Consider the following 22,063-nt stretch of genomic DNA (forward strand, 5'->3'; position numbering starts at 1 on the left):
AATTTTTCAATTAATTCTAATTTGTTTTTATGTTGCTAATCATCTTGTAAAAGAAAACTATAAGAATATACCACATGACTACGCTAATTAGCAACATCTTTTTTAGTGACATTATTCATGTGTAGGATTACTGCATTAAAAAAAGAGACTATCATTCTCAACTAGCAGAATAACAGCCTCTTTAACATTTATTCCTTTCACCTTATGACTAACAAATCGGGACGGTACTAGTGTTTACCTCTTTCTTATATTTATCTGCGTCAGTCATTAATCCATGGATTTTGACGTGCACGAGCACTATAGGATGAGGAGCGAGATCTTCCTCCTGTCGATTTACGGGATTTATGCTTCTTAACAGTAGCATGTTCACTTGAAACCTTGGCTTTAGATGTTTCTTCCTTGGATGTACTGCTAGAGTTGTCTTTTGATTTGCCTTTAGACGCGCTATCGTCTTTTTTTGAAGAAGCACCTTCATTTTGCGATGGAATAGTCAGATTGTTACCTACCTCTTGCGTTCCCGGAGAGGCTGGCGCCGACTCGATGTTTCCTTCCCGGCATCCACAGTCTGGCATAAACATATAGGGCGTTGTATATCCCTCTAATGGATACATAGGTGCATTTCCATGTGCGAACGGATGATATGGATGATTCGCGGCGTGTTGAGCCATTGGTTGGCTAAAGTCGGACACGTATCCACTTGCAGGCATACTATATTGTGGTCCTCCCCATGCGTTGCCCCACTGGCTACCCTGGACTGCACTCTCTGGTTGCTGCTGCGGACCCCCTTGGTGGATAAATGGAGGATAGACAGGATAGGATGTATTTTCAGACGCTTCATGACTCGGATAATATCCAGGGGTGCAGCAGCAATCTGAATAGGCAGGATAAGGTGTGGGATGAGCATGTATGGGTGCTGCTGTCTGCACAGGTCCCCAGCACCATGGATGCTCACAGTCATGATGATAGCCCTGATCTGCAACTACAGTAGGAGAGGCATGTTCTGCAAAGGAAGTATTTACAGGAGCATCCCCCCAATTCTGAGGAGACCCAATCCCCGGATACAACGAGTTCGGCATTGCATTTATTGGCGGACTGTAATCAAATGTCGGTTGCTGTAATGGCCATGAGGAATTTTCCATCGGCTTCGAGCTTGTGCAGCCACAAAACTTTTCAGTTACAGGTTGCTTTTCGATATTAATTGGAAGCTGCGGTTTAGGTGCAATCGGTTGAGTGACTATAGGTTGGGTGACTATAGGTTGCATTTGTTGAGGTGGGGCAGGTTGAGTAATTATGGGCTGCAATTGAGGTGGAGCAGGATTTACGGGCGCCATATTGACAGGTGCCATGTTCACGGGTGCCATATTGACGGGCGCCATAGGAGCTTCAGGCAGTTTTAATTCAGGAAGCTTAGGAGGATTCACTGTTTCTTTCGGCTGTGTCATTTCTTCTTTAGGGCTAGGCATATTCTCCGGTTTAGGCTGTGTTAATTCCGCCTTGGGCTGGGTAAGTTCTTCCTTGGTCGGGGATTCGGTTTTAGGCTGTGTCATCTCTTCTTTCACTGCGGTATTTTTTTTATTCATAGAAAGATCAGATGCGTTTTCTTTGTAGTGTGGAATATTAACTGTTTCTCCAACCAGAAGTGCGTTCGGGTTTTTAAGTTGGGAATTGGCATCAATAATTATCTTAAGTGGTACATTCCACGCCTTAGACAACTTCCATAACGTATCACCTTGCTTAACCTTGTGTTGATAGACCGTTGACGGCTGTGTTTCCATCGTAACAGGATCTGTCGGAATTTTGATTTTCTCACCGATGCTCAACTGATTAGGGTCTGCCAATTGGGGATTGGCGGCGATAACTTTCTCTAGTGTCACATTATACTTCTGTGCCAGTAAGTATAGAGTGTCACCTTTTTTGACGATGTGTATTTTCACAGGTCACAAACCTCCTAGACTTTCGTTCGGGCGGGATAAACGCCCGGCTTCTGTTATTACATCCTATGCACCTCCCGGGCGAATGACCCCCTACAAACAAAAAAATCCTCTCGACCGAATACTCTTACAAGCATTCAGTCAAAAGGATCTCGATTATTTTAGTCCTGCCACACTTTATAGCCATCCTGATCCACAATCTTCCGGAACTCAGCCAGAAGCTCCAAAGTCACTGGACCGGCAACACCGGAGCCAATCGTACGACCATCTACTTCATAAGCTGCAATCACTTCTGCCGCGGTTCCCGTAAAAAACACCTCGTCCGCGACATATACATCATGCAATGTAAAAGGTTGCTCCTTAAGCGAATATCCAAGCTTGGCACACAAATCGATGATAGCATTACGAGTAATCCCCTCAAGCGCTCCCAAATAACAAGGCGGTGTGTACAACACTCCATTTTTGACAATGAAAATGTTGTCAGCAGAACCTTCCGTCACATATCCTTGGGAATTGAGCATAATAGCCTCACCTACACCAGCATAGTTAGACTGGATCTTCACCAGGATATTGTTGAGGTAGTTCAATGATTTAATCTTTGGATTCAAAGCATCCGGGATGTTGCGACGCTGAGAGACAGAGATTGTCTTCAGACCTGTCAAATAAGCTTCTTCCGGGTAAATGGCGAGCTGCTCGACGATAATGATGACACTCGCCTTTGCACAACGAAGGGGATCCAAACCTAGATTTCCAGCACCACGGGATACAACCAATCGAATATATCCATTACGCATTTCGTTAAGGCGAATCGTTTCAGCCATGGCTTCCAACATTTCATCAGGAGACAGCGGAATGTTCAACTGAATAGATTTTGCAGAATCATACAGGCGCTCTAAATGCTCCTTACATTTAAAAATATTTCCGTTATAAATACGAATACCCTCAAATATACCGTCTCCGTACAAGAAACCATGGTCATATACGGAAACCTTTGCGTTCTCCTTAGTTACATGCTGCCCATCCAGATAAATCCATTGTTCTGCCATTACAACCACACCTCCGATTAATGTTCCTTCAAAATAGGTTCGATCGCTGCTTCAACATACTTGTAGCTTGGATAAGAGCCAAGAATGCGTACATGGCACCCCAAAGCCTCGATCTCTGCAAAGGCTGCCGGAAGCAAAACGGAATGCAGAGATTCCAGAACTTCAATGTAAAAATAATAATTCCCCAATTGCTTTTTGGTCGGACGCGATTCAATACGAGACAGGTTTAACCTGCGCCATGCAAATGCAGATAAAACCTGATGCAGCGCTCCCGGGAAATCCTGTGGCGGCGTGACCAAAATACTGGTTCGCTGGCCTTCTGGCGTACGCGGGAACCTTACAGGTTCATGTCCAATCAAGACAAAGCGGGTAAAATTGTTATCGTGATCCGTCACCTTGCTGGCCAAAATGTCCAATCCGTGTTTGGCAGCCGCAAGCTTGGTTCCGAGAGCGGTCCAACCTTTACCTGGGTTATGTTTAACAATTTCGACGGCTTCGGCCGTACTTCCTGCACTCTCCAGCTCAGCTTGAGGAGCGAAAGCTTGTATGAATTCTTTACATTGGGGAAGCGCTACAGGATGGGACATAATTTTGACCACTTTGCTCAAATCCAGCTCGTCCTGATCCCCAAGAAATTCACTACGATGTCCAATAAGATTTTGAATCGAAGGATATACCCATTCCGCCTGCATTGGAATGTCTACCTCATGTACAAGCCAGTCCATATGCAAACTCACAGAGCCGTCAATCGTATTTTCAATAGGAATTACACTATAGTCTGCCTGTCCCTTGTCTATTGCCTGAAATACGTCTGCTATATGTTTGTAAAATAGAAGTTCACAGGGTGTATCTCCTAACAAATATTTAATCGCTTCATGAGAAACAGTCCCCTCAGGAAGAAGTGCAATTCGTTTCATATCGTAAGTTCCCCTTTAATCATATCCATAAAAGGGTGTGTATTCCCTTCTGTATATACTTTAACCCCTTCAACCTCTGGGCGCAATTTCAAAACAGACGCAGTGATCCCTTCTTTGTTCATTGTCTCCGTTAAATACAGTTCAAGCTCCGCTTTGCGATTTTCCCGTTGATCCATCAATGCCAGCAACGTCGGTCCAGCACCACTAAGGGCCACACCCAATGCACCATAATGGTGCGCATCCTGTAGGATCTCTGTCATACCCGGCACTAGTGCCGCGCGGTAAGGCTGATGAAGCTGATCCCGCATCGCTTCGGCGATTAGATCTGTTCGGCCCGATGCCAATGCCGCTACCAGCATTGAAGCATGACTTATATTATATACAGCATCCTTCAAGGATACGTGGGTAGGCAGGACCTCTCTGGCCTTCGACGTAGACAGTTGAAAATCTGGAATAACTACCATTACCTCTAGATTAGCATCCGGTTCAATCCGTAAGTGCTTGGCATGCTCGCCATCCCACATAGCAGTAATAATACCACCAAACAGAGAGGCTCCGACATTGTCCGGATGCTTTTCGATAGCGCTTGCCATGTCAAATAGCTTGGAATCCGACAGAGGCGAGCCAATCAGCGTATTAGCAGCCACCAGGGCACCTACAATGGCGGAAGCACTGCTGCCCAAACCACGGGTAAGCGGAATATCCGAGTACATCGAAATTTCCAGCTCAGGAACAGATACACCTGCTTCACGAAAAACCATTTGTGCTACCTTGTAAATCAAATTGGTTTTATCTTGGGGAACGCCATTCATTTGATCTCCGTACAGATGAAAAGATGTCTGCTTGGCCTCTTTTAGTTCAATCCATGCGTATAGAGACAATGCCATGCCCAATGTATCAAAGCCAGGGCCCAGGTTGGCCGTACTAGCAGGCACACGCACTCTTGCTGTTTTCAAAACGGTCATACAGATGATTCCTCCTGCTTTTATTGACTATCCCTCTACCCGATATACACTCTTGATGCGGCGGATCACGTCCAAAGTTTCAAAATGCTCTAAAACTTTTTTCATACTTGCTTTGCTAGCTAAATGAGTCACGATAATAATTTCAGCATCGGGATTAGTCTCATTCGGTTGCTGCACGACAGATGCCAAACTGACATTGAATTCAGCAAATACCTGCGTAATCTGTGCCAATACCCCCGCTTTATCATCCACGTGCAAAAGCACGAAATTTTTGAAATACACGTCTTCGTCATTGCTAATTTTCTTCGGATTGTAGGGTACGATTGCTTTAAGCCCATTTACGCCGAGTTTGAGGTTTTTCACTACAGCCACCAGGTCAGCCACAACTGATGTAGCTGTTGGCATTTCGCCTGCACCTGCACCATAAAACATGGTTTCACCCACCGCTTCACCATGTACATAAACTGCGTTGAACACCCCGTTCACCGAAGCTAATGGATGCTGCTTGCGCACCATAGTTGGCTGAACATTAATCGTAAATTCATCACCTTGACGCTCTGCAATGCCAAGTAATTTCATTTCATATCCTAATCTTTTAGCAAAAGCAATATCTTCACTGGTTACCTTGGAAATACCGCTCACGCTTACATCCTTGAGCTCTACATTGGAACGGAAACCAAGGGTCCCAAGTATCGCCATCTTTCGGGCCGCATCCAACCCTTCGACATCTGAGGTCGGATCAGATTCTGCGTATCCAAGCTCTTGGGCTTCCTTAAGAACCTCCTCATACGAGGCTCCTTCCTGGCTCATTTTAGTTAAAATATAGTTTGTTGTCCCGTTCACAATCCCCATAATGCGGGTAATACGGTCAGAGGAGAAACCTTCGATGAGCGTACGAATGATCGGTATACCGCCCGCTACGCTAGCCTCATAAAAAATATCACATTGTTTTTCCTGTGCCTTTGCCAATACTTCAGAACCGTGCAATGCCATTAAGTCCTTGTTGGCCGTTACAATGTGCTTGCCCCTCTCTAGCGCTTCGAGAATGTACTCCTTCGTCTGATCAATCCCACCCATGACTTCGATAATCACATCAATTTCAGGATCTCGAATGACTTCCCACGGGTCCTCCGTAAGCTTGGCGGTGTCCACTTCAATGGCACGATACTTTTCTATGTTTTTTACAGCTATTTTTTCAATGACGATCGGTGAACCGACTTGTCTGCTCAAGTCTTCCTGATTACCCTCAACGATTCGAACGACTCCCGTACCTACAGTCCCCAAGCCTAACAATCCTACTTTGACCGGTTTCATCCATTCCCCTCCTGCAACTTTTATCTAACGAACTGTATCGCTCAGCCTTGCCCAATCAGGCGGACCCGCTTGACTCCAGAAATGCTCTCCAAGCCCTCCAGCAGAACACCCAATTCATCACTAAGCCTGGACATTTCTACTGAGATGACTACGTTGGCTCTGCCTTGCAGTGGAATACTTTGCTGGATCGTCAGCACATTACCTCCGTAATCTGCCACTCTACCGAGCACCCTGGACAGCATGCCGGATTGATGCTCTAGATCAATAGAGATATTGACAATTCGCTCGCGCTCCAACTGGTTAACCAAATGTATGCCATCTTTATATTTATAAAAGGCGCTTCGGCTTAGCCCAACTTGCTCCACAGCATCATGTACGGTTTTAACATCTCCCGAAGCCAGCAGCAGTTTTACCTGTATGGTCTTAACAATAGATTCAGGCAAAATATCTTCCCGTACCAAGTAATAGCGCTCTTTCAAGAACGTCCTCTCCTCAAAGACTTATGTTTTTGTATAGAGGACATTATATCGAAACTCTTGAAAATCGGCAAGCTAACAATACAAAAAACGGCTACTGCCTTCTATAGAATTCCCTATAGTGCAGTAACCGTTCAGGTTTTAAAGCCTTATTTCATTTTTAGTAGTAACTGCTACCTTCTACAAATTCGAACTCGAAATCAGCAATGCGTACAGATGTACCATCTGTGGCACCACGCTTACGTAGCTCAGCATCCACACCCATATGACGCAACGTTCTTGCTAATTTTAAGATGGCATCATGAGAATTCATCTGCATGCGCTTCATCATGCGCTCAATTTTGGGGCTGTGCACTACGAATGTGTCGTTTTCACGTACAATCGTAAAGCCCTCGTCTTCGGCCGTATCCAACTTAAATACCTTACGTTCATTGACTTCTGCTACTTCCTCAACAACCGGCTCGTCCGGTATTTGATCCAACAGATCAGCAGCTCGATAGAGCAGTTCCTTTACCCCCTGACGTGTCAGAGAGGAAATAGGCATGATTTCAAGGTCAGGACGTATCGCAGCAATTTGCTCTTTGAAGTGAGCAAGATTTTCTTCAGCTTCCGGCATATCCATTTTATTGGCCGCCACAATTTGTGGACGCTCAGCCAGAGCTGCATTATATTGCTTTAATTCGTCGTTTATTTTGGTCCAGTCTTCAAACGGGTCACGTCCTTCAGAGCCCGCCATATCCACAACATGGATAATGATTCGCGTCCGCTCAATATGCCGCAGGAATTCATGACCCAGTCCAGTGCCTTCATGAGCTCCTTCGATCAAACCAGGCAAATCGGCCATCACAAAGTTCCGCTGATCCCCCACATCTACGACGCCCAGATTTGGGGTAATCGTTGTAAAGTGGTATGCGCCAATTTTAGGTTTTGCGGAAGATACAACTGACAACAAGGTAGACTTTCCTACACTAGGAAATCCGACCAAGCCTACGTCAGCCATCACTTTTAACTCAAGTGTAATATAACGTTCTTGCCCCTCCGCACCGTTTTCAGCCAATTCAGGCGCTGGATTGCTCGGTGTAGCAAAACGAATATTACCGCGTCCTCCGCGTCCTCCTTTAGCTACAACGACCTGTTGGCCATGACGTGTCATATCTGCCAATACTTCACCAGTGTCATCATCCATGATAACTGTTCCCGGTGGTATACGGACGATCATGTGCTCTGCGTTGGCTCCGTGTTGGCTTTTGTTGCGACCTTTTACTCCACGCTGGGCTTTAAAATGCCGTTGGTATCGAAAATCCATCAAGGTGCGCAAACCCTCATCTACACGGAAAATCACATCTCCACCGTTCCCTCCGTCACCACCAGCTGGGCCACCATTAGGAACGTATTTCTCACGGCGAAACGCAATTAATCCGTCTCCACCGTCACCGCCTTTAACAAAAATCTTCGCTTTATCTACAAACATGGTTACACCTTCCTTATGTCTGGCACTGCATTCGAATTTGAAGCATATCTCCTGTAGGGAGCTTCTCTGTTCGAAGGCGTTCACTTCCGAGTACGGATCTGACCTGCTTTAGTATATTTAAATCGGCAGGTATGTCACTTCCTTCAAAGCGGACGATAACATCATTCTGATCCATACCGAAATAAAGTGTCAATCTGCGCACTTCTCCCCAGGACGACCGGCCCCCGCCATATTGATACGCACGCACCGTTTGTATGACGGCCGAGGCAAGCGACTCGCCGTCTTCGGGAGACATGACAGCGTCTAACTTTAACTCTTCCTCAACCTTTACCGACAATTGTAAATTTCCGGCGTTCACGCGAAAAGACTGCAAATAAAACACCAGCGAGGGAATACCCAGCTTAGATATTTTACTGTCTTCCGACACCCGCCCTTTTATTGTTTCCACATAAGCAGCTGATTTATCATGCTTATTCATACGAATATAGCCATAAAGCACCTGTAAATCATTCATCCAGTCATGCCGATGATGGTTAAGCGTTGCTATCGCTGTACGCTCAAAAGAACGCAAAGCAGCTTTCCGCTCAAGTTCAACCTGTCTATGGGTATACCACATACCAAAACAAGCAGCAGCTACAGCCCACACAGCTAGTATGATAATCGTTAATGCTTTGGGATAGAGCAGTGAAAAAACCAAAGGAATCAGAATGGAACCCAACGCCAGATAAGGCGCTCTTATCCGCTGGAACATGGCTTCTCTCCGTTCTGCGATAATTAAATGGACTAGTCAACAACCTTAATCCAGTATAGCACAGACTAACTTTCCAGTTCATTACCATCATGCAAAAAAGCCTCCGACAAAAGTGCCGGAGGCTTTTCAGCGTGTCTAAGCCGCTATTAAGCTTCTACAGTAGCTGCTACTGGAGCAACGTCGATCGGGTAGATGCTCACCTTTTTGCGATCACGGCCCCAACGTTCGAACTTCACAACGCCGTCCACTTTCGCGAACAGAGTGTCGTCCTTACCGATGCCCACGTTCGTGCCCGGGTGAATTTTCGTTCCGCGTTGACGAACCAAGATGCTACCGCCGGTAACTGCTTGACCGTCAGCACGTTTCACTCCAAGACGTTTCGATCTGCTGTCACGTCCGTTTTTTGTGGAACCTACACCTTTTTTCGATGCGAATAACTGAAGATCCAATGTCAATTTCAACATGATGTCTACCTCCTTCTTTGTTTATTTTCTATTTGAATATACTTACCGTATGATTCAGCAATGCTTGTCAGCATAATCACCATGGATTCCAACAACAGTTGAACCTGTGCGTTCGCATCATGATAACTTTCAGGAGATAGATACGCGCTTAAAAAGCCGTTTTCCATTTCCGTTTCCATTTCAACGTCCGTAAGAGCTACAATCGAATTGACAGTTCCTACGGTTACCGCCGAAACACCAGCACATACGATATCTTCGCCAGATTTAGCAAAATTCGCATGGCCTTTAACAGAAAACCCCTGTATGCTGCCATCCTCCAGTCGTATAATACGCACGATAATCAATTATCGCACCCTCTTACGCTTGGATTTTTTCAATCGTCACTTTCGTGTACGGTTGACGATGACCTTGCTTCACATGGTAGTTCTTTTTAGGTTTGTATTTGTATACGATGACCTTTTGACCTTGACCATGCTTCTCAACTTTAGCCGTTACAGAAGCTCCAGAAAGAAGCGGTGTACCTGCTGTCAAGCCATTGTCGCCGGACACTGCCAGAACACGATCGAACGTTACAGTTTCACCATCATTAGCTTCCAACTTCTCGATGAACAATACGTCGCCCTCTTGAACTTTGTATTGCTTACCACCTGTTTCGATAATTGCGTACATTTGCTTGCACCTCCTTATGTCTCAGACTCGCCTAATAGCAGGTGGCAGTTTCTTTAAGATACTGCACTTCAGTACCTGATTGGAGCGGTTACAGCATGTGCAGCCAATCTTACGCATCACACATACTAAATGATTGTAGCACAAGCTTCGTACACATTCAACCTTTAGTTTTGAAATAATTTTGATTACGCACGTTCTATACGAGAGTCTTTTCTTCACGCACTTTTTTGCGGGTCATTTCCAGTAAACCTAACCGCGTCCAACCGACAACATAGGATTTAGTCCGGTCCTTTTTTAATCTTGCCTCCAGCACAGAGGATACTTCCCTACGATTCTCCTCTTGTTCCATATCAATAAAATCAATGATGATAATACCACCAATATCACGGACACGTACCAGGCGGGCAATTTCTTCTGCTGCTTCAATGTTAGTCTGGGTCACCGTCTCTTCCAGATTACTGCCGCCCGTAAACTTCCCAGTATTCACATCAACGACGGTCAATGCCTCCGTATGATCAATGACAATGTATCCGCCACCCTGAAGCCATACCTTTCGCGCAAAATCGCGTTCCAGCTGCTCATGAATGCCATAAGCTTTGAAAATAGTTTCTTCTGCACTGCGAAATATACTTACATGAGCTTTCGCAGAACCGATCTGTTGCAGCATTATTTCTGCATCCTTTGCTTGCTCCTCACTGTCAATGACCAGTTCATCCTGCTCAGGTGTAAACACATCGCGAATTAAACGCTGAACGATACTCAGATCCCGGTGCAATTCACACGGTGCGGAGTGTTCACTTGCTTTACGCTGAATAGCCGCCCATTGCTTGCGTAGTTGATTCAGATCATTTTCAATCGCCTCTATACTCATTTCCTCTGAAACAGTACGAATGATGACCCCTTCCTCACCCGTGCGCAGTTGCTCTCCCATTGCTTTCAAACGGGCACGTTCTCCCTCACGCTCAATCTTCTTGGATACGGCCACATAATCAGCACGGGGCATGTAAACAATCCAGCGGCCGGGAAGTGAAAAATGAGTGGTCACCCTGGCTCCTTTGCTACCAACTGCCTCTTTTAATACCTGTACTACGATTTCCTGCCCCACCTTTAACAGTTCAGAAATGGACGGCTTTACCTCTGGCTGCTTGTCCAAATGGGCATGAAGTACGTCATCCACATACAAAAAGGCATTCTTGCGCTGTCCAATGTCAACAAAGGCGGCTTGCATTCCCGGTAGCACATTGACCACCCTAGCTTTGAAAAAAGAACCTAGAATTCCCCGTTTTCGCGGTAGTTCAGCCGCATATTCAACCAACCGTCCCTCTTCCAACAGTGCCATTTGGGTCATCTGCTGTTGGCATTGTACAATCATTTGCTTCATGGTTTTTCAACCTCTCTGAATACAGCCTCTTCCTCAATTCATAAAACATTATTTGGGCTTGGATTCTCCACCATTTGGCGGGCGTGCCGCAAAATAAGAGCGTATAAGTCGTTGCTCCGGCAATACAGCTACAATCCGTCCCTGTTCATTCATAACGTAAACCATATGATATCGATCTCTTCTGAAAAGACGCAAAACAGGCTCCAAATGTTTCACTGGCAGGGATACAATAGGTAAAGCAATGCTTCCTTTAGCCGCTTCGCGGTAAAAAAGCTCGTCCCTCCCCAGCAAAAAACGTATAAAACGGTAAGGGATATTCCGATAATCCACAATATTAGAATAAAGCAAAAAAATCCCTACCGCCAGCAGATTTAAATGTAAAGGCTCATCTTGCCTTAATAACGGCGAAATACCATACAGGCAAAACAGCAGACTGGTTACGATACTGGCTCTAAAAGTCCATACTAATGTGCGATGATAAGAAAAGAATAAGCTAATCAGTGACTGTAATATTTTCCCACCATCGAGCGGTAAAATGGGCAACAAATTAAACAATGCAATAACAGCATTTCCCTGAATTATATAATTTACATAATCATGCTCCAACCCACTCACATGCCTAAGCCACAAAAGAATGATGATCATGATTCCGTTTTGCAGGGGGCCCGCTAGAGCAATGACAATTTCCTTCCACGCATTGAGCTTCCCTTGATCCTCAATGACAGCTACTCCTCCAAAGGGTAACATCTGTATGGAAAGCAACCGCGCCCCCAACAACGAAGCAGCTGTCGCATGACCTAGTTCATGTATAAACACCAGTGTAAACAAGGTCATGATCTCGATAAAATGTCCAGTTAATACAGAGGTCAGCATAACTAGTACAAACAGTGGATGCAGTGATAGGGTCACCCCTCGGACATTAATCAAGGGCTACCACTTCCGACGGGTCAATGTATTGATCCCCTCTTTGAATTGCCAAAAATAAAGTTGCCACCTCACTACCGCCGTGATTTGCTGGCAATACACCGATCTCTTCACCCTCCTGAACCCAATCGTTCACTTTTAAGATAGAGCGTGAAAGTCTTCCATAAGTTGCTGTGATGCCACCAGTGTGACGAACTGTAACCGAAATCCCACTTTTGGGATGGTTTAATACGTCCAATACACGTCCTGCATCTATACTTTTAACAGCGATTGCCCCGTTATCGGTAACATTCGGCGTAATTTCTACTCCTTTAAGGCTCAGTACAAACGGCTGTGTTATATTGCCTTCAATCGGTGGAGAGCCCTTTCGACTAGCGTCTACCTGGTTCGTTTCATGCTCCTCGCCAAAAATCGGTAAAAAGGAAGGAGCTCCGTCAAAATAAGTTTTATACCATTGTCCGGCGGCTACAAAATCCATGTCCTTATTCAAGGCATCCGCGACAAACATTCTCAAATTTACTGCATAGGGAATATCCCAGCGAAATAAGCCCCATACCACTCCAAATAACACTGTTGCTATGACAGTTCTGCGCCAAAAGGAACTCCAAAAAGACGGACCACGATTTGCCCCAAAAGATTGCTGCCAACGTTGTCGATCATTTTTCCACTCGGTTTCTGGGTCTCTGGGCGAGTTGGCACTGACTACAGGCATCGATTTCATTTCTCTGTACCCGTACCTGTTCTGATCTATGCCTGAGGAATACGCCTCCGCTTTGTTTTCCTCGATTAGCTGCTGTATACGTTCTTTTCTGCGCTGCTTGATTCCGGAATTTTTGTCCATCTTATTCAGCCCCCTCAGCGAGGTAAGTTTATTACATCTTATGAGGACGGGCTTCAACTTATGTTGTCCGGGTGGGAAATACATACCCTAAAAAATCAAAAAAACCGGCGCTAGCGCACCGGATATGTTTTGTATTTATAACATTTATGTAATGACCTAAATTTACGAACCATTATCATAGAAATTAAAAAAGCAAACCAAAAACACTTAAATAAGTTGCCACTTATTTAAGTGTCGAGTATTACAATGAACGCTACTGTAACACTTACCTTAGAAATCTTCCTGATTTCCTTATCCACCCATACCAAAAAATTTCTTAAAGCGTGTCATCACGCTCTTCTTCTGGTCCAGCTGCATAAGAGGCACAGTATCGCCCAAGATTCGTCTCGCAATGTTCCGATAGGCAATCGCTGCCTGTGCATCCGGATTCATAACAGTAGGCTCTCCTGTATTTGCTGCTTTAATTACCATTTCATCATCCGGTACAATCCCAATAAGGTCTATGCTAAGCACTTGTAGAATCCCATCAATATCTAACATATCTCCGGATTTAACCATACTATTGCGAATGCGGTTAACCACTAATTTAGGTGATATCACATGTGAACTTTCCAGTAAACCAATGACCCGATCTGCATCGCGTACAGCAGCATTTTCTGGAGTAGTTACAACAATGGCCTGATCCGCACCGGCAATGGCATTTTTAAAGCCTTGCTCAATACCCGCAGGGCAGTCGATCAATATATATTCAAAATCCTTCTTAAGCTCTAAAATAATATCCTTGACCTGCTCCGGCGTAACAGCACTCTTGTCCTTGGTTTGAGCAGCTGGCAGCATATACAACTCCTCAAAACGCTTGTCCTTAACCAGTGCCTGATTCAGACGGCAACGACCTTCCGCTACATCAACAAGGTCATAAATAATCCGGTTTTCCAGACCCATCACAACGTCTAGATTACGCAAACCGATATCCGTATCCACCAAACACACCTTTTTGCCGAGCAGTGCAAGCGCTGTTCCTATATTGGCTGACGTCGTCGTTTTGCCGACGCCGCCTTTTCCTGAAGTGACGACGATAGCCTCTCCCATGTGCTACACCCCTTTGAACACGTTAAAATCGCGGCCCAGACGCACAATATTGCTCATTTTATCTATTTGCATAGCGCCATCCTTGAGATACGCAAATTCCATGCCGGATTCACGCGTCTCCCATTCATCTGGTGGACGGCTGATCATTTCGGAAATTCGCAGCTGTGTTGGTGCAAAATAGGAGGCCGCGATAATCGCTTCACTATTTCCCTCCATCCCTGCATGCGCCATGCCCCGCAGAGCGCCAAGGACATAAATATCACCAGTACAAGTTATAATTCCACCCGGGTTAACATCTCCCAAAAAGAGTAAGTTTCCATCGTGATGAAGCACTTGTCCTGAGCGGATAATCCCTGTCACCGTGTGAATGGGGGGCTTGCCCTGCACTACCGCAGGCAATCCGGGTGATTCTACAGACCTGATGAGCAGATTACCCTTCCGCTTTAAAATCTCCAGAATACTTTCCTTCTGCTCCTCCGTTACTTCCCGACTTCCCAGCTTAATATCCACATGAATGATCGGGCCTGTTAAAATATTTTGATGACTGTGCTCCAGCTTAAAACGCAGCTCACCCAGCAAATCCTCAAATTCGCATTGATCGTCAAGCAGGAATACCAGGCCATCTTTGATGCCTTTAATCGTGACATGATTCGATTTCACCGCCATTAGCCTGTCCCTCCTATCTCAATCATTTCGTCCCCGGGACGTCAAATCCCTGCTAACCCGGACAAAATGTGTGTAAAAAGACCTAGACAGTCTCTTCCTTTTTCACACGGGTACCCAAACGCTGTAATTGCTTGCGAACAGGGACATAAATGATGAGGGCGAACAGAAAATGGATAAATAAATCAGGAATCATATACTGAGCAAGTGCCCAATTGAAAGTCTGATGATTCAGCTGGAACAGCTGATCAATGGCAAAGAGCATAGAATCCAGCAGGAAACTACCAATCAACACGGCCGCCATCATAATGGGCATCGGTGCACGTCTAGCTGTAAACACAAGCCCTAATAAGTATGCAGACAATCCCATTGCAAAAGAATAAGGGCCAATGATAAACCCGTAGTACACTACGTCATGAATAAGTCCAAAAACAATACCTAGCACCAACGCTGTATGACGGCTGTAATACACAGATACAAACAAAATTACGACATACACAAAATTTGGGACCATTCTTGAATGCCAACTATCCGGGAGAAGCCACGGAAGAATCGTTCCTTCAGCTATAAACAAGACAAACAGCAGCAGTATCAAAACCTGACCGCGCATCTTCATTATTCCGGTACCTCAGGAGTGTAGAGGACGAGCAGTTCTTTCCAATCCACAAAGCTGGCTGCCGGTTTAATAATCGCTGTCCGTGTTTTGCCGAACTCTCCAACCTGAATTTTCTCCACCGTTCCAATCATTAGGTTTTTGCGGAACTTCCCGCCTGCACCAGACGTAATAATCTGATCACCCTTTGCGATTGGATCTTTTTCTTCAATGCGAGTCATTTGAAATCTGTTCGTACCCGGATCATAGCTTTCAATCATACCAAACGATTGATTTTCCTTACCCAAGACTGTCGCTGCAATAGCATAAGAATTCGGATTTTTAGGATCCAATGTAGTCAACAGCGTAACGGTAGACGTAAAATTCCCCGTGCGGCTAATGACTCCAACAAATCCTTCAAGTGAACTGACTTCCTGACCAACCTTGGCTCCATCCTTCTCACCAATATCAATCACGAGCGTTTTGGAATCATTGCTAACACTGTTCACTTGAGCAACACGATAATCATAATTATTTTTCGCCTTTTGCGTTTGGGTGAACTTCAGTTCATTCTGCAATCTGGCATTTGTCTCAACATAATTATGAGTCTGAATCTGGTCACGAGTCAGCTTAGCCACGGCTATTTTTAACCGCTCATTTTCTTCGTAAATACTACGCATATTGCCGATATCTTCAAAGAAGCCCGCTATTGCTGAAGCGGGCCTGTAAAAGATACCTTGCACAAAGCCAATTGAATCTCTGGCGAACTTCTCGGGCCAGGTTAAGGAATTTCTCTGTCCAAGTGTAATCCCCATAAGGGCAATAAACAGAACGATTCCAATCAATAGAACAAATAGTCTTTTATTGCCAAACAGCTTAAACAGTTCCTACACCCCCGATTCAACGTTTGGAACGGACGGCAGAACTGCTGCGCGATTTGAACAAATGGATATTTTCCAGTGCTCTACCCGTACCGATTGCCACACAATCCAGAGGATTTTCCGCTACGATCACCGGCATTCCGGTCTCACCTGCCAACAGCTTATCCAGGTTGCGCAGTAGTGCTCCACCACCAGTCAGTACAATTCCTCTATCCATGATGTCCGCCGCCAGCTCGGGAGGGCATTTTTCCAATGTTACTTTGACTGCGTCCACGATCGCATTCACGGTGTCTGACAATGCTTCGCTAATTTCATCGGAGGTAATCGTAATTGTCTTCGGCAAGCCTGTAACCAGATCGCGTCCGCGGATTTCCGATGTTTCCACTTGCTCTAATGGCATTGCTGAACCAACTTCCATTTTCAACTGCTCAGAAGTCCGTTCACCAATCATCAGGTTGTATTGACGTTTCACGTATTGAATAATAGACTCGTCCATTTCATCGCCAGCCACTCGTACAGAACGACTTGTTACGATCCCTCCCAAGGAAATGACCGCAACTTCGGTTGTACCTCCACCGATATCGACAACCATACTGCCCGTAGGCTCCCATACCGGCAGATCAGCGCCAATTGCCGCTGCAAACGGCTCTTCAATCGTGTACGCCTCTCTTGCGCCTGCTTGCTTGGTCGCATCTTCAACAGCACGCTGTTCCACTGCAGTAATGCCCGAGGGCACGCAAACCATCACGTTCGGATGGCGCGGAAACAATGAACGTTGTGCTTGCGCCTGACGGATGAAATATTTAATCATCGTTGCAGTCGTATCAAAATCGGCAATGACTCCATCCTTCATTGGACGAATTGCACGGATATTTCCCGGTGTGCGGCCGATCATTTTTTTCGCAGATTCCCCAACAGCCTCAATGGTTTTTGTATCTGTACGCAATGCGACTACAGATGGTTCACGAACCACGATTCCCTTACCTCTTACGTATACAAGCGTGTTTGCCGTCCCCAAGTCAATTCCCAAATCTTTTGTAAAGCCACCCAGCATGATGTTAATCTCCTTTTCTCTTCCCTGAAATCTGTTATCCCTGTATAAACGGTTTATTCAGGCCGGTTTATCCGGTCGTGTTTAAATGTTTGATTTAAATATTATATTATATCAGACCTTGTTCCTTCAAACTTACAAAGGTCCCGTCCCCGATCACAATATGATCAAGCACGTCGATACCCACGATGTTGCCCGCTTCCATCAAGCGGCGGGTCAACTGGATATCTTCCGGGCTTGGCTTCGGATCACCGCTCGGATGGTTATGAGCGCAAATAATCGAAGCACTGCTGCACTTGATTGCAGCCCGGAATACTTCACGAGGATGCACGATGGCGGAATTCAGGCTGCCCATAGATAGCGTTTCCTGAGCAATGACATGGTTTTTGGTATTTAGAAACAGGCAAACAAAATGCTCTTTCTGCAAATAACGAAGCTGCTCGAACAGCAGATCTGCCACATCCCGCGGGCAACTAATCACCGGGGTCTCCAAGTGGCGTGACAATGCCAATCGACGCCCGAGTTCGATACCCGCTTTTAGCTGTATCGCTTTAGCATTTCCAATACCCTTAATCTGGGTCAACTCGCTCAGACTCATATCCACCAGTTGACGCAGATTCCCTGCCTGCTGCAAAATACGCTGCGCTAAATGCACAGATGATTCTCTTTGTGTTCCTGTACGCAGTAGTATTGCTAGCAACTCCGCGTTGCTCAAGGCATCCGCCCCATATGTCATCATGCGCTCTCTTGGTCGTTCTTCATGGGGGAGGTCGCGAAGCATCAGTATTGGCGACTCCAGCATATGTTTATCCCCTTTTATGGACGCAGCACATCTACTCCAAAATCGGACAGCATGTCCGACAGCAAAGAAAGCGGCAATCCTACGACGTTAAAATAACAACCCTGAATAGATTCCACCAACGTAGCACCCATGCCTTGAATGCCATACGATCCTGCTTTGTCAGACGGTTCACCAGTATTTACGTATGCCACAATTTGTTCTTGGCTCAAAGGCTTCATTGTGACATCCGTTTGGCGATGTCTAACAAGCATCTTGCCGGTTCCGGTATGTATGCAGGCTACCCCGGTGTACACACGGTGTGTTCTTCCCTGCAATGCAGTCAACATGCGAACCGCGTCCGCATGGTCGACAGGCTTGCCCAATACCGAATCCTCCAGCACGACAATCGTATCACTGCCAATCACCAATCCAGCTTCCTGGGACTGTGCGGCAGTGCGCACGACCGCTTCGGCTTTGCGGGCCGCAAGGGTCTCCACGATTTGCTGAGGCGTCCAGCTCTCAGGCGTGCTTTCATCCGCATGACTCGGCACCACCTCAAAGGGGAGTCTCAAATATGCGAGTAATTCCTTCCTTCTTGGTGAAGTCGATGCCAGAATAATGCGGGGCGTAATTTTCCCGTCCATAAGGGAAGCTCCTTTTCATCAGTTAGAGCCTGCGGTACAGCCAGAATGCGGCGATGATGCCGATCAGACTAAGCAGGCTCAATTCAAAATTTATCGTTATGTTGTAGCTGATAATATCCAGATCCGCTCTCGGTGACCAGGATATCGTAGTGGGGTGGGTCAGAAAGGAAAGGACTTTGACCGATTGAAGGGCCTTAGCAATCCAGGCACCCAAAAGCCAACCGAGCAATAAAAACAGTATAAGCATTCCTACATTTTTTTTCATCCTGATCTTCCCTCGCCATTTTTTGACACCTTCATTATTATACGGTGATTTGTACTGCAATACAAACAGAAATCCGGCATGGGGAACTATTTCCAGTTCCTTGCCGGAAAGTATGGTTAGTCTACTGTTTTATGAATTGAATAAATTCCTTCTCACGCAAAACATATTCCATCATGGAGGACTGAATCTCCCAAATGTGTTCCTTGGCTGTATTCTTGTTATATTCTCCAAGTGCAGAGACTGCGCTGTTCATCGCCTTTTCAAGCGAGGTTGCGGTGGCAGCCGCTTCCTTCGGAAGACCAGTGGGAAGTGCAGCGACATTTTGTGTCCACTGCTGATGCAGGTCGTTCAGCTCGCTCATGTCGGAGGCTGACACCGCATTTGAGCCTTCTTCTCTGAGCAAATTTGAAGAAAGTCCGCTCAGCTTCCCCACTAATGAGTTGCTTAACTGAAAAAAGGTAGTGAGTTTATCACCATTACCTCCGTAAGCCGCTTTTTCGAATCCGGGTAATTCGAGCTCGCGGACATACAATTCCACTCCTTGTGTCTTCAATTGATTACTGAGCAACTTGGCTTGCTCCCTATCCGACGATATTCCTGCATATACCCGGTTTTGATCCTCGCTATCCCCCCCTGCTGCAATGCCTGCCTTCAACAGTTCTTCCTTTGCCTGTAAAGCCCGCTCTGGAGTGCTGAAAACCCCATATTGCAGCAAATAATAGGTTTGTGGAGGCACTTGAGTTGCTACGACGGCGACAGGGGCAGCATTCTCTTTTGCATACGTGTTATCGACATCAACAGATTCTTTAAAAACAGGCACAGCCTCATCAGCAGAAGGATCAGATCCCGGGACCATACCGCCTCCGTTAAACAGTAACAACAAAATATATCCGAACATGCCTCCAGTCACCAACGCGCTGGCTACAGAACCGATTAATCTCCATCTGGAAGGGTGAGGTGGACGCTTTCTATACTCTTGACCGGAATAATAGGTTTCCTCAACCTCAACATCGTCCTCTTCCGGACTTTCCGGTAGAATGTCCGCATCTGACCAGGAAGCTGCCGAACGACCAAAAGGGTCATCCCATCCCTCTTGTACCCTCAATGTTGGAGTAAAGCGCCGAGTTGCAGTGCGTTTGTTCGTCTCCACAGGCTTACCAAGCTCTGAATGTTGTGTAGTTCGAGTATGTTTCTCCATACTGCTAGTCCGTTCCATCCCTTTATGCTGGTTATCCGTTTGATAAAGCTCATCATCGTGATATAACTCCGTATCTCTGATCGTGTCACGCTGTCCGTTCGTAAATGACTCATTTTGGTTCGGAAGCACCTGTAGCTTATCCTCCCGGCTTGTTTCCGGCAACTGTTGATCGAACCGGAATGTCATCTTGGCCTTGTTCATGGATGCACTCCCTCCTTGTCCCATACTTCCTCATAGTCTGTTGTATGAGTCAAGCTGAGAGAATATGCCTCGGCTTTACAAAAAAAGGGTATCCCGAAACACCTTCGTGTTCGGAATACCCTTCAAAGCTATAATACATTGGCGTAACAGCCCATGTTCATACGTATTACACTTGTTGCCCGCGAAGATGGCGTGCTAACGCGTCGCCAGCTTTCCAGATATCTCCTGCTCCCATTGTCAGCACAAGATCGCCTGGTTGTAACCGATCTTTCAGCTCTTCGATCACAGCTTCTTTGGTTGGTAAATAGATTGCATTCGCATTGCTGTTTTGGACGATTAAATCCACCAGTTTGGAAGAATGCACACCTTCAATCTGTTTTTCTCCTGCTGGTGAATAAATATCGGTAATGATCACTTCACCAGCCTCGCTAAACGCACGGCTGAACGCATCCAGCAGGAAAAAGGTACGACTGTAGCGTTGTGGCTGGAACACGGCAATAATACGCTTGCCAGTTGCTCTCGCTGCACTGATCGTAGCCTCAATCTCTGTTGGGTGATGCGCATAATCATCAATAATCAAAATGTCATTGCCTTCACCTAGCACTTGAAAACGACGTTTCGCTCCATGAAATTCCACAATAGTTGCAGCAATTTGATCAAATGGAATCCCTGCTTCCAGACATGAAATCACGGTAGCCATCGCATTATACATGTTATGTTTACCAGGTACAGACAATTCAATCGTTCCGAGTGCTGTTCCCTTACGGCTCATCGTAAAGCTTAATCGGCGGTCACCCAGTTGGATATCTGTCGCCATGTAATCCGCTTCATGCTCTACCCCATAAGTAATGACCCGAGTTTGGAGCTGAGGCAGCATCTCTCGGATGTTCTGATCATCTGCGCATACAATAGCTGCTCCATCCGGCCGAATTTGGCTCAAGAATTGCACGTAAGCACTTTTTAGGCGATTGAAGTCCCCATCGTAATTTTCCAAATGATCTGCTTCAATATTGGTTACGATCCCCTGCCAAGGATGATATTGTAGGAAAGAACCATCGCTTTCATCCGCCTCGGCAACGACAAACTCGCTTTTCCCCGCTTTGGCGTTCGTCCCCAAATTCGTGATTTCGCCGCCGATAATATACGTTGGGTCAACGTTACATCTCTCCATAACCAGAGCGATCATAGAAGAGGTTGTCGTTTTCCCGTGCGCACCCGCAACCGCTATACCCTTACGTTCGTTAAGCAAGCGAGCCAGCATCTGCGAACGGTGCAGTGTTGGAATATTCAATTCTTCTGCTGCCACCCGCTCTACATTGTCACGTGACAATGCTGTTGAATAGACGACGATATCTGCGCCCGCAATATGTTCAGGCGTGTGTCCAATATATATTTTTGCGCCTTTTGCCGCCAGTTTTTCTGTCAGCTCCTGTGATGCCACATCTGAGCCAGTCACGGTATATCCCATCTCCAGCATGACCCGAGCAATCGCGCTCATCCCGTAGCCGCCGATACCGATAAAATGAACATGTTCCGAAGTAATCAACA

At 46.0% G+C, this 22,063-nt stretch carries 24 protein-coding genes and 1 other annotated feature; all 24 genes read right to left on the reverse strand.

The genetic code is table 11. From position 1 onward, the window contains the following. Positions 1-260 precede the first annotated feature (260 nt). The 24 genes from ACH59B_RS18985 to murC all read right to left on the reverse strand — a co-directional run bounded on the left by ACH59B_RS18985 (position 261) and on the right by murC (position 22,061). Positions 261-1,934, reverse strand: a complete 1,674-nt coding sequence (locus ACH59B_RS18985) for a LysM peptidoglycan-binding domain-containing protein (RefSeq protein WP_113050808.1) — start codon at positions 1,932-1,934, stop codon at positions 261-263. A gap of 158 nt (positions 1,935-2,092) precedes the next feature. Further along, positions 2,093-2,977 (reverse strand): branched-chain-amino-acid transaminase, encoded by an 885-nt coding sequence (ilvE, locus tag ACH59B_RS18990; protein WP_013372655.1) that lies wholly within the window; start codon positions 2,975-2,977, stop codon positions 2,093-2,095. Between the two features lie 17 nt (positions 2,978-2,994). After that, positions 2,995-3,894: a prephenate dehydratase gene (gene pheA / locus ACH59B_RS18995; RefSeq protein WP_016818437.1), complete on the reverse strand. Its 900-nt coding sequence runs from the start codon at positions 3,892-3,894 to the stop codon at positions 2,995-2,997. Then, positions 3,891-4,859, reverse strand: a complete 969-nt coding sequence (gene thrB / locus ACH59B_RS19000) for a homoserine kinase (RefSeq protein ID WP_044788179.1) — start codon at positions 4,857-4,859, stop codon at positions 3,891-3,893. Before thrB ends, pheA begins: the two co-directional genes overlap by 4 nt. A gap of 27 nt (positions 4,860-4,886) precedes the next feature. Next, entirely contained in the window at positions 4,887-6,173 is a 1,287-nt protein-coding gene (locus ACH59B_RS19005; protein ID WP_031462083.1) for a homoserine dehydrogenase, read from the reverse strand. 41 nt (positions 6,174-6,214) lie between these two features. Then, positions 6,215-6,652 carry an ACT domain-containing protein gene (locus tag ACH59B_RS19010; RefSeq protein ID WP_123797554.1) on the reverse strand — a complete coding sequence of 146 codons (438 nt, stop codon included), beginning with the start codon at positions 6,650-6,652 and terminating at the stop codon, positions 6,215-6,217. Between the two features lie 157 nt (positions 6,653-6,809). Then, positions 6,810-8,120 (reverse strand): GTPase ObgE, encoded by a 1,311-nt coding sequence (obgE, locus tag ACH59B_RS19015; RefSeq protein WP_019688406.1) that lies wholly within the window; start codon positions 8,118-8,120, stop codon positions 6,810-6,812. A 13-nt stretch (positions 8,121-8,133) separates the two neighbouring features. Further along, entirely contained in the window at positions 8,134-8,871 is a 738-nt protein-coding gene (locus tag ACH59B_RS19020; protein WP_025365643.1) for a Spo0B domain-containing protein, read from the reverse strand. A 146-nt stretch (positions 8,872-9,017) separates the two neighbouring features. Then, positions 9,018-9,335: a 50S ribosomal protein L27 gene (gene rpmA, locus ACH59B_RS19025; RefSeq protein WP_013311590.1), complete on the reverse strand. Its 318-nt coding sequence runs from the start codon at positions 9,333-9,335 to the stop codon at positions 9,018-9,020. A 5-nt stretch (positions 9,336-9,340) separates the two neighbouring features. After that, positions 9,341-9,679, reverse strand: a complete 339-nt coding sequence (locus ACH59B_RS19030; RefSeq protein WP_016818432.1) for a ribosomal-processing cysteine protease Prp — start codon at positions 9,677-9,679, stop codon at positions 9,341-9,343. A gap of 13 nt (positions 9,680-9,692) precedes the next feature. Further along, positions 9,693-10,004: a 50S ribosomal protein L21 gene (rplU, locus tag ACH59B_RS19035; protein ID WP_013311592.1), complete on the reverse strand. Its 312-nt coding sequence runs from the start codon at positions 10,002-10,004 to the stop codon at positions 9,693-9,695. Positions 10,005-10,017: 13 nt separating this feature from the next. Beyond that, positions 10,018-10,104: a sequence feature (ribosomal protein L21 leader region), on the reverse strand. 96 nt (positions 10,105-10,200) lie between these two features. Further along, the gene (locus ACH59B_RS19040) at positions 10,201-11,385 is read right to left on the reverse strand and encodes an Rne/Rng family ribonuclease (RefSeq protein WP_123797555.1); all 1,185 of its coding nucleotides are present in this window, start codon (positions 11,383-11,385) and stop codon (positions 10,201-10,203) included. Between the two features lie 48 nt (positions 11,386-11,433). Next, a complete protein-coding gene (locus tag ACH59B_RS19045) occupies positions 11,434-12,312 on the reverse strand; it encodes a M50 family metallopeptidase (protein ID WP_016818430.1) in 879 nt (292 codons plus the stop codon). After that, a complete protein-coding gene (locus ACH59B_RS19050) occupies positions 12,305-13,150 on the reverse strand; it encodes a peptidoglycan DD-metalloendopeptidase family protein (protein WP_123797556.1) in 846 nt (281 codons plus the stop codon). The genes ACH59B_RS19045 and ACH59B_RS19050 overlap by 8 nt, the downstream gene beginning before the upstream one ends. A gap of 291 nt (positions 13,151-13,441) precedes the next feature. Continuing rightward, positions 13,442-14,239, reverse strand: a complete 798-nt coding sequence (gene minD, locus ACH59B_RS19055; protein WP_013372668.1) for a septum site-determining protein MinD — start codon at positions 14,237-14,239, stop codon at positions 13,442-13,444. Positions 14,240-14,242: 3 nt separating this feature from the next. Beyond that, positions 14,243-14,905: a septum site-determining protein MinC gene (minC, locus tag ACH59B_RS19060; RefSeq protein ID WP_019688409.1), complete on the reverse strand. Its 663-nt coding sequence runs from the start codon at positions 14,903-14,905 to the stop codon at positions 14,243-14,245. 82 nt (positions 14,906-14,987) lie between these two features. Beyond that, on the reverse strand, positions 14,988-15,518 hold the full coding sequence (gene mreD, locus ACH59B_RS19065; protein ID WP_013372670.1) for a rod shape-determining protein MreD: 531 nt from the start codon (positions 15,516-15,518) through the stop codon (positions 14,988-14,990). Next, positions 15,518-16,339 carry a rod shape-determining protein MreC gene (mreC, locus tag ACH59B_RS19070; RefSeq protein ID WP_017427421.1) on the reverse strand — a complete coding sequence of 274 codons (822 nt, stop codon included), beginning with the start codon at positions 16,337-16,339 and terminating at the stop codon, positions 15,518-15,520. The genes mreD and mreC overlap by 1 nt, the downstream gene beginning before the upstream one ends. A 55-nt stretch (positions 16,340-16,394) precedes the next feature. Next, a complete protein-coding gene (locus tag ACH59B_RS19075) occupies positions 16,395-17,429 on the reverse strand; it encodes a rod shape-determining protein (protein WP_013311600.1) in 1,035 nt (344 codons plus the stop codon). A 106-nt stretch (positions 17,430-17,535) separates the two neighbouring features. Continuing rightward, positions 17,536-18,228, reverse strand: a complete 693-nt coding sequence (radC, locus tag ACH59B_RS19080; protein WP_017427420.1) for a DNA repair protein RadC — start codon at positions 18,226-18,228, stop codon at positions 17,536-17,538. A gap of 14 nt (positions 18,229-18,242) precedes the next feature. Next, a complete protein-coding gene (locus tag ACH59B_RS19085) occupies positions 18,243-18,851 on the reverse strand; it encodes a nucleoside triphosphate pyrophosphatase (protein WP_123797557.1) in 609 nt (202 codons plus the stop codon). Positions 18,852-18,873: 22 nt separating this feature from the next. Further along, the gene (locus tag ACH59B_RS19090; RefSeq protein ID WP_013372674.1) at positions 18,874-19,116 is read right to left on the reverse strand and encodes a DUF4321 domain-containing protein; all 243 of its coding nucleotides are present in this window, start codon (positions 19,114-19,116) and stop codon (positions 18,874-18,876) included. 121 nt (positions 19,117-19,237) lie between these two features. Further along, entirely contained in the window at positions 19,238-20,515 is a 1,278-nt protein-coding gene (locus ACH59B_RS19095; RefSeq protein WP_017427419.1) for an SPOR domain-containing protein, read from the reverse strand. Positions 20,516-20,681: 166 nt separating this feature from the next. Further along, positions 20,682-22,061 carry a UDP-N-acetylmuramate--L-alanine ligase gene (gene murC, locus ACH59B_RS19100; protein WP_038978209.1) on the reverse strand — a complete coding sequence of 460 codons (1,380 nt, stop codon included), beginning with the start codon at positions 22,059-22,061 and terminating at the stop codon, positions 20,682-20,684. Between the last annotated feature and the right edge of the window lie 2 nt (positions 22,062-22,063).

This window comes from Paenibacillus sp. DP01 (assembly GCF_044784315.1).
In the GTDB taxonomy this organism is placed as follows: Bacteria; Bacillota; Bacilli; order Paenibacillales; family Paenibacillaceae; genus Paenibacillus; species Paenibacillus polymyxa.

What these genes read in the sequence shown, in the direction of transcription:
- ACH59B_RS19090 (WP_013372674.1), bottom strand. Translation starts at nt 19,116, where the DNA reads ATGAAAAAAAATGTAGGAATGCTTATACTGTTTTTATTGCTCGGTTGG.
- minC (WP_019688409.1), bottom strand. Translation starts at nt 14,905, where the DNA reads ATGGCGGTGAAATCGAATCATGTCACGATTAAAGGCATCAAAGATGGC.
- radC (WP_017427420.1), bottom strand. Translation starts at nt 18,228, where the DNA reads ATGCTGGAGTCGCCAATACTGATGCTTCGCGACCTCCCCCATGAAGAA.
- mreD (WP_013372670.1), bottom strand. Translation starts at nt 15,518, where the DNA reads ATGAAGATGCGCGGTCAGGTTTTGATACTGCTGCTGTTTGTCTTGTTT.
- rpmA (WP_013311590.1), bottom strand. Translation starts at nt 9,335, where the DNA reads ATGTTGAAATTGACATTGGATCTTCAGTTATTCGCATCGAAAAAAGGT.
- pheA (WP_016818437.1), bottom strand. Translation starts at nt 3,894, where the DNA reads ATGAAACGAATTGCACTTCTTCCTGAGGGGACTGTTTCTCATGAAGCG.
- ACH59B_RS19005 (WP_031462083.1), bottom strand. Translation starts at nt 6,173, where the DNA reads ATGAAACCGGTCAAAGTAGGATTGTTAGGCTTGGGGACTGTAGGTACG.
- thrB (WP_044788179.1), bottom strand. Translation starts at nt 4,859, where the DNA reads ATGACCGTTTTGAAAACAGCAAGAGTGCGTGTGCCTGCTAGTACGGCC.
- obgE (WP_019688406.1), bottom strand. Translation starts at nt 8,120, where the DNA reads ATGTTTGTAGATAAAGCGAAGATTTTTGTTAAAGGCGGTGACGGTGGA.
- ACH59B_RS19040 (WP_123797555.1), bottom strand. Translation starts at nt 11,385, where the DNA reads ATGAAGCAAATGATTGTACAATGCCAACAGCAGATGACCCAAATGGCA.
- ACH59B_RS19050 (WP_123797556.1), bottom strand. Translation starts at nt 13,150, where the DNA reads ATGGACAAAAATTCCGGAATCAAGCAGCGCAGAAAAGAACGTATACAG.
- ACH59B_RS19075 (WP_013311600.1), bottom strand. Translation starts at nt 17,429, where the DNA reads ATGCTGGGTGGCTTTACAAAAGATTTGGGAATTGACTTGGGGACGGCA.
- ACH59B_RS19085 (WP_123797557.1), bottom strand. Translation starts at nt 18,851, where the DNA reads ATGGACGGGAAAATTACGCCCCGCATTATTCTGGCATCGACTTCACCA.
- ACH59B_RS19095 (WP_017427419.1), bottom strand. Translation starts at nt 20,515, where the DNA reads ATGAACAAGGCCAAGATGACATTCCGGTTCGATCAACAGTTGCCGGAA.
- rplU (WP_013311592.1), bottom strand. Translation starts at nt 10,004, where the DNA reads ATGTACGCAATTATCGAAACAGGTGGTAAGCAATACAAAGTTCAAGAG.
- ACH59B_RS19020 (WP_025365643.1), bottom strand. Translation starts at nt 8,871, where the DNA reads ATGTTCCAGCGGATAAGAGCGCCTTATCTGGCGTTGGGTTCCATTCTG.
- minD (WP_013372668.1), bottom strand. Translation starts at nt 14,239, where the DNA reads ATGGGAGAGGCTATCGTCGTCACTTCAGGAAAAGGCGGCGTCGGCAAA.
- ilvE (WP_013372655.1), bottom strand. Translation starts at nt 2,977, where the DNA reads ATGGCAGAACAATGGATTTATCTGGATGGGCAGCATGTAACTAAGGAG.